13 protein-coding genes are annotated in these 15,293 nt (G+C 51.0%); 9 read left to right on the plus strand and 4 right to left on the minus strand.

Going from position 1 to position 15,293, the window contains the following annotated elements:
* Window positions 1-525: 525 nt before the first annotated feature.
* The gene (uspB, locus tag AC559G_RS00470; RefSeq protein WP_438597115.1) at window positions 526-861 is read left to right on the plus strand and encodes a universal stress protein UspB; all 336 of its coding nucleotides are present in this window, start codon (window positions 526-528) and stop codon (window positions 859-861) included.
* A 107-nt stretch (window positions 862-968) separates the two neighbouring features.
* On the opposite strand, the gene pitA is transcribed toward uspB, so the two are convergent.
* The gene (pitA, locus tag AC559G_RS00475; protein WP_279024698.1) at window positions 969-2,465 is read right to left on the minus strand and encodes an inorganic phosphate transporter PitA; all 1,497 of its coding nucleotides are present in this window, start codon (window positions 2,463-2,465) and stop codon (window positions 969-971) included.
* Between the two features lie 298 nt (window positions 2,466-2,763).
* Between pitA and AC559G_RS00480 the strand changes: the two genes are divergently transcribed.
* Entirely contained in the window at window positions 2,764-3,957 is a 1,194-nt protein-coding gene (locus AC559G_RS00480) for a BaiN/RdsA family NAD(P)/FAD-dependent oxidoreductase (protein ID WP_498910449.1), read from the plus strand.
* A gap of 175 nt (window positions 3,958-4,132) precedes the next feature.
* Here the strand turns inward: AC559G_RS00480 and AC559G_RS00485 are convergent, their stop codons facing one another.
* Window positions 4,133-5,239 carry a porin family protein gene (locus AC559G_RS00485; protein WP_498910451.1) on the minus strand — a complete coding sequence of 369 codons (1,107 nt, stop codon included), beginning with the start codon at window positions 5,237-5,239 and terminating at the stop codon, window positions 4,133-4,135.
* Between the two features lie 347 nt (window positions 5,240-5,586).
* The gene (locus AC559G_RS00490) at window positions 5,587-6,297 is read right to left on the minus strand and encodes an HAD-IA family hydrolase (RefSeq protein ID WP_498910453.1); all 711 of its coding nucleotides are present in this window, start codon (window positions 6,295-6,297) and stop codon (window positions 5,587-5,589) included.
* Between the two features lie 334 nt (window positions 6,298-6,631).
* Here AC559G_RS00490 and ptsP point away from each other — a divergent pair, with 334 nt between their 5' ends.
* From ptsP to AC559G_RS00525, 7 genes are all read left to right on the plus strand, one after another.
* A complete protein-coding gene (ptsP, locus tag AC559G_RS00495; protein ID WP_498910455.1) occupies window positions 6,632-9,145 on the plus strand; it encodes a phosphoenolpyruvate--protein phosphotransferase in 2,514 nt (837 codons plus the stop codon).
* A gap of 40 nt (window positions 9,146-9,185) precedes the next feature.
* Window positions 9,186-10,247, plus strand: coding sequence for a PTS fructose transporter subunit EIIC (locus AC559G_RS00500; RefSeq protein WP_498910456.1), 1,062 nt, complete (start codon window positions 9,186-9,188; stop codon window positions 10,245-10,247).
* A gap of 16 nt (window positions 10,248-10,263) precedes the next feature.
* Window positions 10,264-11,517, plus strand: a complete 1,254-nt coding sequence (locus AC559G_RS00505) for a class II D-tagatose-bisphosphate aldolase non-catalytic subunit (protein ID WP_498910458.1) — start codon at window positions 10,264-10,266, stop codon at window positions 11,515-11,517.
* Window positions 11,518-11,537: 20 nt separating this feature from the next.
* The gene (locus AC559G_RS00510) at window positions 11,538-11,855 is read left to right on the plus strand and encodes a PTS fructose-like transporter subunit IIB (RefSeq protein WP_498910542.1); all 318 of its coding nucleotides are present in this window, start codon (window positions 11,538-11,540) and stop codon (window positions 11,853-11,855) included.
* A gap of 70 nt (window positions 11,856-11,925) precedes the next feature.
* Entirely contained in the window at window positions 11,926-12,876 is a 951-nt protein-coding gene (tal, locus tag AC559G_RS00515) for a transaldolase (RefSeq protein ID WP_498910460.1), read from the plus strand.
* Window positions 12,877-12,967: 91 nt separating this feature from the next.
* Window positions 12,968-13,825, plus strand: a complete 858-nt coding sequence (locus tag AC559G_RS00520; RefSeq protein WP_498910463.1) for a helix-turn-helix transcriptional regulator — start codon at window positions 12,968-12,970, stop codon at window positions 13,823-13,825.
* Window positions 13,822-14,208 (plus strand): PTS fructose transporter subunit IIB, encoded by a 387-nt coding sequence (locus AC559G_RS00525; RefSeq protein ID WP_498910465.1) that lies wholly within the window; start codon window positions 13,822-13,824, stop codon window positions 14,206-14,208. Before AC559G_RS00520 ends, AC559G_RS00525 begins: the two co-directional genes overlap by 4 nt.
* 137 nt (window positions 14,209-14,345) lie before the next feature.
* Here AC559G_RS00525 and gcvA read toward each other — a convergent pair whose 3' ends face one another.
* The gene (gene gcvA / locus AC559G_RS00530; RefSeq protein WP_498910467.1) at window positions 14,346-15,245 is read right to left on the minus strand and encodes a LysR family transcriptional regulator; all 900 of its coding nucleotides are present in this window, start codon (window positions 15,243-15,245) and stop codon (window positions 14,346-14,348) included.
* Between the last annotated feature and the right edge of the window lie 48 nt (window positions 15,246-15,293).

Genomic DNA, 15,293 nt, shown 5'->3' on the forward strand with positions numbered 1-15,293 from the left:
TTAAAGAGTTAGCAGATATTCGGCGTTGCAATCCGGCGCTTTCGGTCTACCTGCATAATATCATTCAGATAACACAGTGATATGTTGGGGCGATCACACTGCATTGTATCAATCGATTCTGTCACCGTTACGCTTCCGTTTTACACCGACTGCACTGAAAATCCTATTATTTAAGTGGATATTACTCGCCTGCGCGCCAGAAAGATAAGCGTATCTGGTCAAAAGTATAGCCTGATCGCCGTTGCTCATCGCGCAGTAAAAAGCTGTGGTTATGCGTTATAACCAAGTGGTAGGTGACAACCGAGCGGATTGCGATAAATTTTATGCATGATGCAGATTGGTTTGCGTCTCATTATCCTACAATAATGAATAGAGGCCTCGCCGTTCCCTGTGTGACATCAATAGCAATACCCCCTGGGACTCTGCCGTGGGCGATGCGCCAGAAAGCCGTTGAATTTGTGGTAGTGGTTGGGTGGTTGGCCGCGGTGGATTGCCGCGGATGACAACGCCTTGAGGAGGGGAATCATGATCAGTACCGTCGCGCTGTTTTGGGCTTTGTGTGTGGTCTGTGTGATAAACATGGCGCGTTATTACTCTTCTCTGCGGGCGCTGCTGGTGGTATTGCGCGGCTGTGACCCGTTGTTGTATCAATATGTCGACGGAGGGGGCTTTTTTACCACGCACGGCCAGCCGAGCAAGCAGCTAAGGCTGGTGCGGTACATCTATGCGCAGCGCTACACCGATCATCATGATCCCGAGTTTATCCGCCGCTGCGAGCGGGTGCGCGGCCAGTTCGTACTGACTTCCGCCCTGTGCGGCCTGGTGGTGATAAGTCTGCTTGCCATGCTGATTTGGTATTGAGCCAATCCCCTTGTCATACCGCAATCTTCAGGCATTGGGCTGATAGACGGGTGAAAAAAATGCCAGTCAGCAAGCTGACTGGCATCGCATTCTGTGTGGCCCGGTGCTTAGATCAGCTTCAGTGCCAACCAGTAGAGCCCGCCGGAAAGCACGATCGATACCGGCAGGGTTAACACCCATGCCATCAGGATATTCTTCACGGTTTTGCTCTGCACGCCGCCGCCATCGACAATCATCGTCCCGGCGACAGCAGAAGACAGCACGTGCGTGGTGGATACCGGCATCCCGGTATAGCTGGCCACGCCGATGGAGAGCGCCGCTGTCATCTGGGCCGATACGCCCTGAGCATAAGTCATGCCCTTCTTGCCGATCTTCTCGCCGATGGTGGTCGCGACGCGGCGCCAGCCCACCATGGTGCCCAGCGACAACGCCAATGCAACCGCAACGATAATCCACAACGGCGCATATTCAACGGTTTGCAGCAGATCCTGGCGCAGGTTGTTGAGGAAGCGCTTATCTTCTGAGGAAGTTTCCGGCAGCTTGGCGACACGGCTTGCGGTATCGCTGACGCACATCAGCAGGCGGCGCAGATGGCTGCGCTGTTCAACCGTCAGTTGATCGTAGCTTTGCAGATCGTTCAGCAGGCCGGTGGTGTATTCCAGCGCAGGCAGCGCGCTTGAATTGTCGCAGTGGAATTCCGCTTGATCGCCGGCGGTACTATCCGCGATAGCACCCAACGGCTGCAGCGTCAGCACATGCGACAGCGAATCACCGTGCGACTGATAAAACTGCTGCAAGTGGTTAACGGCATCACGCGTGCGTGTGATGTCATAACCGGTTGCATTCATATTAAGCACAAAACCGGCAGGAGCAACGCCAATCAGCACCAGCATGATCAGACCAATGCCTTTCTGCCCGTCGTTAGCACCGTGCGAGAAGCTAACGCCGATAGCTGACAGGATCAGTGCGATGCGGGTCCAGAACGGCGGTTTGCGTTTGCCGTCGACCTTTTCGCGTTCGGCTGGGGTCATATGAATACGCTGGCGTTTTTTAGTACCGCTCCAGTAGCGACGCAATATAAACACCATCACCCCGGCGACCAGCATCCCCACCAGTGGGGAAAAGATCAATGACAGGAAAATACTGATCATTTTCGGGATGTTCAGCGCATCGACCGCTGACGTATGGGTCACCAGGGCATTGGTTAACCCCACGCCGATAATGGCGCCGATCAGCGTATGGGAACTGGACGCCGGCAGACCAAAATACCAGGTGCCGAGGTTCCAAATAATGGCGGCCAACAGCATTGAGAACACCATCGCTAACCCGTGCGCTGAACTGACGTTCAACAGCAGATCGGTCGGCAACAGATGAACAATGGCATAGGCGACACTCAAACCACCGAGTATTACGCCAAGAAAGTTGAAGACACCTGCCATGACGACCGCAAGCTGCGAACGCATAGCGCGAGTATAAATGACGGTAGCAACCGCATTGGCCGTGTCGTGAAAACCGTTAATGGCTTCATAAAACAAGACAAACAACAGTGCGAGAATCAACATCAGGCCGGTATGAAAATCCAGGCCAGCGAACAAATGCAACATAAGCGTTAAGCCAGGTTGGTGGACATGAACGCCGCGCATTATCGGTGACAATCGGTGCCGGGGAAAAGCAAAATATGACGTTTTTTTGATTTCAATGTGACCATTTAATGACAATAAACTAATAAAAATAATTAATTTCAATGCATTATGTGGATTTCTAACCTGTAATATTTTCTTACTTTCTTCGGTTATTATCACTCATTAAGCGCTTTTTCTCGGTAAATTTGCCGATGAGTGGCGGCAAAATAGCGTAAAATGGCGGCCTTTTTACGGCAGTTGTGATTTTCGAGGGGCTTGGGTGGAACAGTTTGATGTCGTCATAATCGGTGCGGGCGCGGCCGGGATGTTTTGCGCGGCGCAGGCAGGGCAACTCGGCTGCCGGGTGCTGTTGCTGGATAACGGCAAAAAACCGGGCCGAAAAATCCTGATGTCCGGCGGCGGGCGTTGTAATTTTACCAACATGCACGCGGATCCGGCGGCCTACCTTTCCAGCAACCCGCATTTTTGTAAATCGGCGCTGGCGCGTTATACTCAATGGGATTTTATCGATCTGGTCAACCGCTACGGTATCGCCTACCACGAAAAAACGCTCGGCCAGTTGTTTTGCGATGAATCGGCCCAGCAAATTGTCGATATGCTGGTGCAAGAGTGTGAGCTGGGCCTGGTCTCTCTGCGGTTGCGCAGCGAAGTGCTCGGCGTAGAAAAAACCGCTGCCGGGTTCGAACTGCAGCTTAACGGCAGCATAGTGAGCGCTCGCTCACTTGTGGTAGCCAGCGGCGGGCTTTCGATGCCGGGGCTGGGCGCAACGCCGTTCGGCTATAAGCTGGCGGAACAGTTCAGCCTGAAAGTATTGCCGACACGGGCCGCATTGGTGCCGTTTACCCTGCATAAACCGCTGTTGGAACATTCGCAATCGCTTTCCGGCGTTTCGGTGCCGGCAGAGATCACGGCGGAAAACGGCACCCGTTTTCGTGAAGCCATTCTGTTTACCCACCGCGGCCTGTCCGGCCCGGCGGTGCTGCAGATCTCCAGCTACTGGCAACCGGGTGAGTTTGTGAGTATTAACTTACTTCCTGCATTTGATTTAGCGGGGTTCCTTGATGAGCAACGCCAGGCGCACCCGAACCAAAGCCTGAAAAACACGCTGGCACTGCATTTGCCAAAACGGTTGGTAGAGTGCCTGCAAACGCTCGGGCAACTGCCGGAAGCCACATTGAAGCAGCTTACGTCAGGCCAGATCGCAGCGCTGGTGGATAACCTGCAAAACTGGCGGGTACAGCCCAACGGCACCGAAGGCTACCGTACGGCGGAAGTGACCATCGGCGGCGTTGATACCCACGAACTTTCCTCAAAAACGATGCAGGCCAACAAAGTACCCGGCCTGTATTTTATCGGTGAAGTGGTCGACGTGACCGGCTGGCTGGGGGGATACAACTTCCAGTGGGCCTGGAGTTCTGCCTGGGCATGCGCGCAAGCGCTGGCGGCGTCATAAAAATAAGGTGATAGCCGGCTGCGCTATCACGTTATAAGGGTAAAAATCAGAAACGGCAGATGAAACCAGCGCTAACGCTATTATCCTGATAGCGTGACGACAGCAGGTTATCGTTTCTCATTAGTTAACGCCTATCGGCTAAGCCTTTCATTCGGGCAGGTAGCGCTACTTATACCTAGAACTGGTAGCCTAATGCAACGGCAAAGATATTGTCGTTTTTTATCCCCAGTTTATTATCATCATTGAGCCGGTTGATTTTATAGTCCACATAGGTGGACATGTTCTTATTGAAATAGTAATAAGTACCAATCTCAATATGCTTTACCAGATCGGCACTGCCGATATTTTCAATATCTTTTGCCTTCGACTGGGCATAAGACACCGACGGGCGGAAACCGGATTTGAACTGATACTGGGCCACCAACTCTATTTTTTCAGCTTTATTGGCAAAACCATTAACGCTTGTCGCCGTACCATGAATCACGGCCGTGCCGGAAATCGGCACAATGTTGTGGCTTTCAGAGTAAGTCGCGGCCAAATAGACACTGCCAGGATCGTATTTCAGCCCAACGGCCCATATATCGGCCTTATTCCCTTTGCCGTAGGTACCTTCTTTCTGTGCGCTCACTCTGTTGGATGAGGCATAAGCTGCGCCCACGCGTAATCCGTCAAAGACTTCATAGCTGGAAGATATACCCCATCCATCACCGTTAGCCTTGCTGGCAGAACGGTTGTCATTCTGGTTTTTTTGGTTTTTCCCCTGATACTGCACAGCAACATTCAAACCATCAACCAGGTTAAAAAAGTTATTGTTACGGTAAGTGGCCACGCCATTGGTTCGGCCATTCATAAAGTTGTCGGTCTTGATATACGTGCCGCAACCAAATTCCGGCATCATGTCAGTCCAGGCGCCGATATCATAAATAATCCCGTAATTGCGGCCATAATCGAATGAACCCAAGTTTTTATATTTCAGGCCGGCAAACCCCAGGCGGGTCTTGGTGTCTTTGGTGCTGTCGGCTTCGGTGTGATTAGCCGAAAGTTGATATTCCCATTGCCCATAACCTGATAAGTCCTCTGTAATCTGGGTGCTGCCTTTAAAACCAAACCGAACGTAAGATTTATCACCGTTATTATCAGCATCCTTGGATAGGTAATGGAGCGCTTTGACCTTGCCATATAAATCAAGCCTATTGCCGTCCTTGTTGTATAATTCCGCAGCAGATGCTGCATGGGTAAATAACACTGCCGGAATGATAATGGCGCAATACTTACGTCTCATCGGGGGTCCTGTTTTGTTTAATTAAAAGTCAATTGCTGCTTGCGAGGGAAAGTGCGGGGTGTTTCGAGCCAGGATAATATCGGTTTTTTATGATGTATTTATGACGTCTTCTCATCAACGTCTTTGCGGCAGCTATTCTAGACGGTTATCTCTTCAGATCAAAGCGGTATCACCCTGATGTGGTGCAAAAATACCCCATTGAAGAAAAAATATTGCGCGGCTATTTTCTGCGGTAGCGAATGGGTTAATTTGTGCTCACGCGGCCATGGCAAAAAGATAACAGGGTAATAATTAGATTATCACCGATTAAACAACGGATGACCGGTAGAGTGTCGCCAAAATCGCAATTAACACTTCAGGGTAAAATAATATCCGCGGGCCGCAGCAACGGAGACGCCAAGGTAATCAGCGACCGTCAGAAAAGGGGTAATATCATGGGGTACCGTCTTGGTGGTTAACACTTCCACCACCGCACATCCCGCTTGTTGCGCGGAGACCAGGCCGGCGAACGAGTCCTCAAAGGCAATACAGTCTGCGGCCTGAAGATTGAGCCGGCCGGCCCCCAACAGAAAAGGCTCTGGGTTTGGCTTACCATGCTGAATATCCTCACTGGTAACCAATACTGGCGGAGCCGGAAACCCTACCCGTTTAATCCGGGCTGAAGCCACTTTCAGCGAACCAGATGTCACAACCCCCCAAGGTACAGCGAGCCGCTGCAGCGTTAACAGGAATTCAACAGCGCCCGGAACCGGCGTGATACTCGCCGTGTTACGCGCTTCAAAATTTTCAAGCAGGGTAAATTCATGCACCAAATCAGCGCCGCTGGCCCCAGGCATGAAATGGCGCAGGGTTGCCATTGCCGGTTTTCCATGCAGATAACGCCGGACGGCCTCACTGTCCAACCCTTTGCTATTGGCCCAGGAACGCCAGGATTCTTCTACGAAATCAAGGGAGTTAACCAAAGTACCGTCCAGATCAAACAGCAATCCTTTGAAATGCATTTCTGCCCCCTGCCGTGCAAAAAAATAGGTAGAGTTATTTTTTATCTCACCGAGCACCCAGCATTAAAGGGGAGAAAAGTCGCTTTTATATTTATTTTGTTATCTCTTCTGGCTTATTGAGAAATTTGTGACATCGATCCCAAACAGGAAAATAGTTTTAATACCGGCAAATACCGTTAATTTACATCGCATTATCTATAATTCGCTATAGGTAGCAAAGTATGACAGGAGTCACAAAAATTCAAGTAGGTTCTTTTTTTGCAGAAAAGGTGACTTTTTTACTATAGGAACTTTCCCGATAACGATAAAGGATTATAGGCATGCGACACGGGGCGTCATTCCTGTTCATCCAAATTTATCAGAAATACGATTAACGTTTTCGGGAGTGGTTATGTCAGAGCGGGTAACGTATAAATGCGAGCTGAAAGAAGGTATCCATGCGAGACCGGCAGGCCATATTGAACGCCTTTGTAATACATTCCAGTCAGAAGTGATATGGAAAAATTTACGGACGGGGTTACAGGGGAACGCCAAGAGCGCGCTTTCCATCGTCGCGACGGATACCTTATTGGGTGATGAATGCCAGATCGCATTGCAGGGTGACGATGAGTTCGATGCGGCCATGCAGCTTGCAGACCTGCTTGAGAAATTACCCGCTTTTGACGTTGATCGGGATGATGAAGAAACCGCTTCGCCATCTGGCTACCTGCCGCGGGCATTACGTGAGACAAAACCGCATTTTATTGAGGGCGCACGTATCGGCGGCGGCGTAGCGATGGCGAAACCGCGGGTTATCCAGAGCCTGTCTTTCGCAGAAATGCTGGCACGCGCGCCGGGCGGCGAATCGGCCCCCCAAAGCGAAAAAATGCACCTGCTGGACGGGTTAGAAAAACTTAAACAGGAAAAGGACGCCGCCCTGCAAAATAGCCGTGGCGTTGAGCACGATATTATTCAGGCGCATTTGTCCATTATTACGGACGTGGCGTTCCAAACGGCGATTAGCGATTATATCAATGAGCATAAAAGCGCGTGGGTTGCCATTGTTTCCGCGGCAATGGATTTTTGCGAAATTCTCAACCACTCTTCCAGTAAATATATCAAAGAACGGGCGCTGGACGTTTTCGATATCACCCTGCAATTGTTGATAAAAATCTACGGCCCGCATGCGTTGCCGCAACAGAGTCTTGAACTGCAAGAGCCCGCCATTATTCTCGCCAACAGTTTGACGCCCAGCCAATTTCTGGCAATCAATAAAACGTATTTAACCGGGCTGGTTCTCACCGCGGCGGGCAAAACATCCCATACGGCTATTCTGGCGCGCTCACTCGGTATCCCGGCGCTGGCCAGCATCGATTTTTCATCGCTGAATCTGGATCCACAGCATGAAATCATTATCGATGGCGATCTCGGCCTGCTGATCGCTACCCCCAGCGAGAACGTGGTGCGCTATTACCACTATGAAATCAGCACGCGGCACCTGATGCAGCAGCAAATGTTGGCCGATGTCCATGCCAAGGCCTGCACCACCGATGGCCATCGTCTTGAGATCGCCGCGAATATCGCCAGCCTTGAAGAAGCCGCGGTGGTTTTCGCCAGCGGAGCCGAAGGCGTTGGGCTGTTTCGCACGGAAATGTCGTTCATGGATCGCGCCACGCCCCCGGATTTTGCAGAGTTAGCCGCGCTTTATACCCAGGTGGTTAAGTTGGCCGCCGGCAAGCCGGTGATCTTCCGCACGTTTGATATCGGCGGTGATAAACCCGTCGACTATTTAAACATTGGCACAGAGGAAAACCCGTTTCTAGGATACCGCGCCGTGCGCACCTATCCCCACTATCTGGCACTTTTCAAGATGCAGCTGAAGGCGATTTTAAGCGCTTCGGCGGTGGGCAACGCCAAAATCATGATACCGATGATTGCCAGCGTTGATGAAGTAGCCTGGTGCCGGGCGGTATTGGTATCGGTTAAGCAAGAGATGGTCACGGCAGGCCAGCCCTTCGATGCAGAGATCGAACTCGGTGTGATGCTTGAAGTCCCCTCCGTGATCTTCGCCATCCCCGAAATCGCCGAATATGCCGATTTTTTCAGCGTGGGAAGTAATGACCTGACGCAATATTTGTTTGCAGCCGACCGCGGCAATAACCGGGTGGAAAGCGTTTACGATAATTATTCGCCCGCTTTTTTAAAAGCGCTGCAATTCGCGGTTGATGAAGTCCACCGTGCCGGAAAATGGATCGGTCTGTGCGGTGAACTGGGCGCCAGTAAGGATTTTCTGCCGGTATTCATCGGCATGGGATTTGATGAGCTTAGCATGAGCCATGCCTCCATCCCCGCCGTCAAACATGCATTGCGAACGTTGAACCACGCAAAATGCCGGCAATTGGCGCAGGCGTTGGTGAAGGCAAAAAACTCATCCGCGGTAAAAAACCTGCTTGCGCATCCTGATGTAAAAGCGATCACGGCAAAACCGGTTTTAGCCCAGGAATTTATTCTTTGCGGGCTGGAAGCCAATGATAAAAACGAAGTCATTAAAAAAATGACCGATAACCTCTGGCTGCGGCACAGAACGGATAATCGAGAAAAGCTGTGTGACGATATATGGCGCCGTGAAGATTCATTCCCGACCGCGGTCGGCTTCGGTTTCGCGATTCCCCATACCAAGTCTGATTATATCAATGATTCGGCAATCAGCGTCGCCCGCCTGGCGGCACCGGTTATTTGGGGCGAGCAGGAAGTGGATACGGTCTTTATGCTGGCCATCAGTAAAACCGCAGATGATAACGAACACATGAAGTATTTTTCGACGCTGGCCAGGAAACTTATGAATGAGGAGTTTCGACATGAAATAAAAAACGCAACCACCTCCGAAGAACTCTACAACCTTATAGTCAGAACATTAGAAGTCTGAATATAAAAAAGTTACCTCATTTTAAAAAGTCGAGGTTTATATGTTTAAACTTTTAAAAAATACTAAAAGACATTTCATGACGGGCGTGTCGTACATGATTCCTTTTGTCGTCGCCGGTGGTGTTCTTCTGGCATTGGCAGTCATGTTCAGCGGCAAGGCAGCGGTACCCGATCATGGTTTTTTAAAAGCCATGTCAGAAATCGGCATCGCCGGCCTGACGTTGTTCATCCCTATTTTGGCCGGTTTTATCGCCTATTCCATGGTTGAAAAACCGGGGATTGCGCCCGGCGCGATCGGCGGTTTACTGGCGAACCAGATGGGGGCCGGTTTTCTGGGCGGGATGCTCGCCGGTATTATTGCCGGCCTGGTGGTCTATGCGCTGTTGCAATGCATCGCCAAGCTGAAAGTGCCCGATTTTCTGCGCCTGATTCTGCCGATTTTCATTATTCCGTTGGTCGGTACTTTCCTGACCGGGATGGCTATCTATTACATCGTGGGCGATCCCGTCGCCTGGCTGATGAAATGGTTAAGCGTCTGGTTATCCGGCATGCAAGGCGCCTCATTCGTTATTCTCGGCGCCATCCTCGGTTGCATGATCACCTTCGATATGGGCGGCCCGATGAACAAGACGGCGTTTTTCTTTGCCGTCGCGCTGATCACCACCAACCCACAGTTGATGGCGGCCGTCGCCGCGCCGGTATGTACCCCGCCGTTGGGCATGGCGCTAGCAACCTTCTTGTTCAAAGGCATTTTCAATGATGAAGAGCGTGAAGCCGGCAAACCGGCGCTGATCATGGGGTGCATTGGCATCAGCGAAGGCGCGATACCTTTCGCCGCGGCCGATCCGATGCGGGTGATTCCAGCCAATATGATTGGTGGCGCGGTGGCTTCGATTATTTCGCTCTGGTTTGGCGCCACCAATGCCGCTCCGTGGGGTGGGCTGATTGTACTGCCGGTTATCGGCAACCCGGTTGGCTACGTCATTGCCATTATTGCCGGCGCATTAACCACGGCCGTCGCCGTGAAGGTTCTAAAAACCGTAATGAAACCCAAGGCATCAGAGAAGAAAGACGATGATGGCCTGGATATTTCTTTTGACTGAAAAAGCAGGAGTTATCATGAAAAATACGTTGAAACAATATGTCGATTATATCGTTAAAGGCGGTAAGTCTACGATGCTGGGTATTGGCCCGATGTCGCCGGCGCTGATTCAAGCCTGCTTTGAGCTCGGCAAAGAAAAAGATTTGCCGCTGATGTTTATCGCCAGCCGCAATCAGGTCGACGCAGATGAATTCGGCGCCGGCTATGTGAATAACTGGGATCAATTCCGCTTTGCGGCAGATTTAAAAACCATGGCGGAGAAAGTGGGCTTTGACGGTGACTATTTCCTGTGCCGCGACCACGGTGGCCCGTGGCAGCGCGATAAGGAACGTAAAGACCATATCCCGGAAGCCGAAGCGATGGCACTGGCGCGCCGTTCTTACAAAATAGATATGGATGCCGGTTTCGATCTGCTGCATATCGATCCGACCAAAGACCCGTATGTCGTCGGCAAAGTGATTGATATCGAGTTGGTGCTGAGCCGGACGGTAGAGTTGATTCGCTTCTGTGAAGAATATCGTGAGGAAAATAACCTTAAAGAATTCTTCTATGAAGTGGGAACGGAAGAAACCAACGGCGGCCTGACCGATATCAGCGCCTATGAAGATTTTATCGTTGAGCTTAATAAACGCCTCACCGCTGAAGGCCTGCCGCAGCCGTTGTTTATCGTCGGGCAAACGGGGACATTAACCCGTCTGACCAAAAACGTCGGCCATTTCAACGATAAACAATCCGCCGCGCTCTCCGCGATCAGCACGCGCTATGGCGTTGGGCTGAAAGAGCATAACGGCGATTATCTGCCCGATGACATTCTGCTCAAGCACCCGGGCCTGGGGATCACCGCGATGAACGTTGCCCCCGCTTACGGCACGATCGAAACACGCGCTTACCTCAAACTTGCCACGGTTGAGCAGGATCTTGCCGCGAAAGGGTTTATTCCATCCGCCTCCGAATTGAAAAGTGTCTTAACCCGTGAATGCGTGCTAAGCCACAAATGGGAGAAATGGATGACGGATGAACATAAAAATAAAACCGAGGAGCAAATTTTCAGCGAGCCGGATTTGCTGAAAGAAATTCTGGAGCTTAGCGGCCACTATAATTATGAGAAGCCCAACGTCGTGCGTGAAATGCAAAAAATGTTTGCTAATCTGAAATCATTCGGCATTGAGCCAGAACGTTATGTGGTGAATAAAATTAAGGACATGATTCAGAACGAAGCCGAATGCTTTAATATGCCAGGCCTGACCGCCCGCGTTGCCGCAGCACAGTAACAAGCAAAAAGGTAAACATGATGACTATTCTGGTTGCAGTGACTGCCTGCCCGACGGGTGTCGCACATACCTACATGGCCGCGGAATCTTTACTTATTGCCGCCCAGAAAAAAGGTTGGGAAATTAAAGTAGAGACGCAAGGCGCCACGGGTATTGAAAATGAGCTAACGCTTTCCGATATTAATAGGGCTGATATAGTCATATTAACGAACGATGTCACCATTAAAAATGAAGGCAGATTTTCCGGTAAAAAAATAGTTCGTGTCGGCGCTAATACCGCCGTCCGGCATGGCGATAAGATTATGCAGAAAATTGCCGAAAATCTCGGCGTAAATTGATGTATTAACAACAAGGGGTGGGCCCCTCCTTGTTCTTTTAATAATGACCGACGACGAACAGGTTTCTATAATGAATCAGCTAGAGAAATTAAAGCAGCGGACAATTATTGTCGCTGACAGCGGTGATATTGACAGTATTATTGCGTATCAACCGCAGGATGCTACCACCAACCCCTCGCTTATTTATAAGGCGGCGCAGCTTCCGCAATACCAAAAATTGGTTCGTGATGCCGTGGTTTCCGTTAAATCACGGCAAAAGAATGAAGATAAACTGCTCAGTGATATTGCGGATTACCTTGCGGTGAGTATCGGCACGCTGATCCTGCAAAGCATCCCGGGGCGTATTTCAACGGAGGTGGATGCCCGCCTGTCGTTTGATACCGCAGCCAGTATCGCCAAGGCGCGCGAGCTGATTGCCCGCTATGAGGAAAAGGGGGTGGGCAAAGAACACGTTCTGATTAAACTGGCTGCAACCTGGCAAGGCATCCGGGCGGCAGAAACGCTTGAACAAGAAGGCATCAAATGTAATCTGACGCTGTTGTTTTCCTTTGCGCAGGCGCGGGCATGCGCGGATGCCGGCGTATTTCTGATTTCCCCCTTCGTCGGCCGTATTTCCGATTGGTATAAAGCCAAAAACCCGGGCGCCGTTTACACCGTTGAGCATGATCCCGGCGTGGAATCGGTCAGGAAGATTTACCACTTTTACAAGATGCATGGTTACCAAACCATTGTGATGGGGGCCAGTTTCCGTAGCCCCGAACAGGTGCTTGCTCTGAACGGTTGCGATCGCCTGACTGTTGCACCACAGCTGCTTGATAAATTGAAAAATACCGATGGCGATCTCCCCCCTCGGCTCAGCTATGATGGTACGGTACAGACCAAACCACAGGTAATGAGCGAACCTGAGTTTTATTGGTCTCATAACCAGGATGCGATGGCCGTGGATAAACTGTCTGAAGGGATCCGTCTGTTCGCGATTGATCAAAACAATCTCGAAGCATTGCTAAGCCAGTATCTCTGAAGTCGCGGGCAGGAAACCTGGCCGCCGATAGTGGGCGAGCTATCCAGCGCTGTTGCGCCCTGTCCTTCCATGATCAGGCTGCAGGCGTTTTATGAGTGTATTCATACAGTCGATTTTGAGTGAGTTTAGCAATCTTTGTTCTGGTGCGGATTCCGTATTGGTGGCCAACGGCAGCGCTCAGGCGCCGACCATGGCCTATCGCCTGCACGTCCCCAGAATTGAACTGACGGTTAAAGGCATATTGAACATGCTGCTGCCAAAAGGTGAGGATAAGATCGTTAAGTACGATCGTCCCGTGGGTTCGATTACCTATATACCGGCAAACGGCTGGAATTTTCCGCAATGGTCTGCGCCTGTCATTTCACTGTCCGTCGTATTTTGGAAACAGGATATCGGGTTCAGCATTATCAATTGGGATGGCGCTCAGTTTAAAGAAGTCGAGAAATTTAACCTGCAGAACACCAGCAGCACCGTGCGGGACAGGTTACTTGAGCTGGCTGAATCGATGGCGTGGGCACAAGACAAAACCAGTGAAACTTTTGCGCACATTATTTATGCCTTAATCAGTGATATTTCCTATCAGTTGGCCGAAGGCATGAAAGAGCGCAAGGAGCCGATTTCGCTTATCGACGAAATTAAACGGTTTATTGACAACAATTATCATCATGAGATCAACCGGGAGAATGTTGCGGATGTATTTAATATATCACCAGGATATCTTTCCCGTTTATTTTCAAAAGACTCAGACGTTAAGTTTAATGAATATCTGAAATCAACCCGGATATCGCGTTCACGGGTGCTGCTGACGAACACCGCGCTGAAGATTAATGAAGTTTCTGAACGCTGTGGTTTCACGGATACGAATTATTTTTGCAAAGTTTTCCGGGAGATTAATGATTGTACTCCTCTTGAATACAGGCGAAGAAACAAAGGTATAAGTTTATTATGACGCAGATAATCAAAGAAGAGGCACTTCACGCCGGCGGTGATAAAAGGTTAAGCATTGTTGCCGTCACGGCATGTGCGACGGGGGTTGCTCACACCTATATGGCCGCTGAACAGTTGGAAAGATTGGCGAAAGACAATAATCTGGCGATCAAGATCGAAACCCAGGGGGTGTTGGGAATAAAAAACAAGGTCACCGTGACAGACGTCAATCTGGCGGATTTGGCGATCATCGCCTCCGACATCACGATCGATGAGCCATCACGCTTTGATGGCTGCCGGATTATTAATGTCCGGATCAGTTCGTTGTTGCTCAGGCCAGCCGAACTGATCGTGAGTATCAAGAAGATCATTCATCAACCGCGAGGTAAGGTGATTGATTTGTAGCCCATAATGGTTTCTGTAAGCCGCTGCTTGCTCTTTATAATAAGAATCTTTTTTCTTAGATATGCGGGTGCCTGCTTAAAATCGCTCAACCGATTATTGTCCATCCTCGCCATTTCCCATCCTGCCGCTATTGCTCTTTACTTTGCCCAAATGTTGCCCTCTGCCGCCGCTTCAGCCGCCAGCCAACGGCGAAAACGCTGATTGGCACGTTGCAAAAGGGCGGATGCGTCGTAAACCAGGTAATAGGCCGTGATTGACGCCAACGGCAGGCGTAACGGGTTGATCAACCGCCCTGCCGCCAGCTCCTGGCGGACCAACGCGGTGCGGATCAGCGCAATGCCTTTGCCTGCCAGCGCGGCGTCAATCGCCCCGTTGGAATCGACGAACACCGGGCCTGGCAAGTGGGGCACCGTCTCAACCCCTGCCGATTGCAGCCACAAGGCCCAATCCTGCTTGTGTTCATCATGCAGCAACGTAAAACTGAGCACCGCCGCCGGGGCGTCCAAGGCGCCGTGCTTTGCCAAAAGCGCCGGGCTGCATACCGGGCACAGATCATCGCTGACCAGCTTTTCCACTTCCAGCCCCGGATAGTGGCCAAGCCCGTGCCTGATAGCAAAATCGACGCCTTCCGCCAGCAGATCCACCTTTCTGTTGGTGGTATTAAGCTGGATGTCGATGCCGGGGCAGATTTTCTCAAAGCGGGGCAGCCGCGGCAGCAACCATTGCATGGCAAACCCGCTGGTGCAACTGACGGTAATGCTCCGCTGCTGGCTTTCACTGCACAGCCGTTCGGTCGCTGCGTCGATCAGGGTAAACGCTGGCCTGATCGCCTGTAGATAGATCTGCCCTTCGCGGGTGAGCGCCAACTGGCGGTGGCTGCGAATAAACAGCCGTGCCTGCACCCGCGCCTCAAGTTTAGCGATCTGCTGGCTCACGGCCGCCGGCGTGACGTGTAGCTCCTCGGCGGCCTTTTTCATACTCATTAAACGCCCGGCGGCCTCAAAGCACATCAACGCATGCAAAGGTGGGAGCTTCATAAAAACCTCTGGTTGGGTTAAGAAAAACTAACTTACCTCAAAAAAAGC

The sequence above is a fragment of the Gibbsiella greigii genome (assembly GCF_039540155.1).
In the GTDB taxonomy this organism is placed as follows: domain Bacteria; phylum Pseudomonadota; class Gammaproteobacteria; order Enterobacterales; family Enterobacteriaceae; genus Gibbsiella; species Gibbsiella quercinecans.

Excerpts from the sequence above, each read along its gene's own strand:
- uspB (WP_438597115.1), top strand. The coding sequence starts at position 526 with ATGATCAGTACCGTCGCGCTGTTTTGGGCTTTGTGTGTGGTCTGTGTG.
- ptsP (WP_498910455.1), top strand. The coding sequence starts at position 6,632 with ATGTCAGAGCGGGTAACGTATAAATGCGAGCTGAAAGAAGGTATCCAT.
- AC559G_RS00485 (WP_498910451.1), bottom strand. The coding sequence starts at position 5,239 with ATGAGACGTAAGTATTGCGCCATTATCATTCCGGCAGTGTTATTTACC.
- AC559G_RS00505 (WP_498910458.1), top strand. The coding sequence starts at position 10,264 with ATGAAAAATACGTTGAAACAATATGTCGATTATATCGTTAAAGGCGGT.
- AC559G_RS00520 (WP_498910463.1), top strand. The coding sequence starts at position 12,968 with ATGAGTGTATTCATACAGTCGATTTTGAGTGAGTTTAGCAATCTTTGT.
- AC559G_RS00500 (WP_498910456.1), top strand. The coding sequence starts at position 9,186 with ATGTTTAAACTTTTAAAAAATACTAAAAGACATTTCATGACGGGCGTG.
- AC559G_RS00525 (WP_498910465.1), top strand. The coding sequence starts at position 13,822 with ATGACGCAGATAATCAAAGAAGAGGCACTTCACGCCGGCGGTGATAAA.
- AC559G_RS00510 (WP_498910542.1), top strand. The coding sequence starts at position 11,538 with ATGACTATTCTGGTTGCAGTGACTGCCTGCCCGACGGGTGTCGCACAT.
- tal (WP_498910460.1), top strand. The coding sequence starts at position 11,926 with ATGAATCAGCTAGAGAAATTAAAGCAGCGGACAATTATTGTCGCTGAC.
- gcvA (WP_498910467.1), bottom strand. The coding sequence starts at position 15,245 with ATGAAGCTCCCACCTTTGCATGCGTTGATGTGCTTTGAGGCCGCCGGG.
- pitA (WP_279024698.1), bottom strand. The coding sequence starts at position 2,465 with ATGTTGCATTTGTTCGCTGGCCTGGATTTTCATACCGGCCTGATGTTG.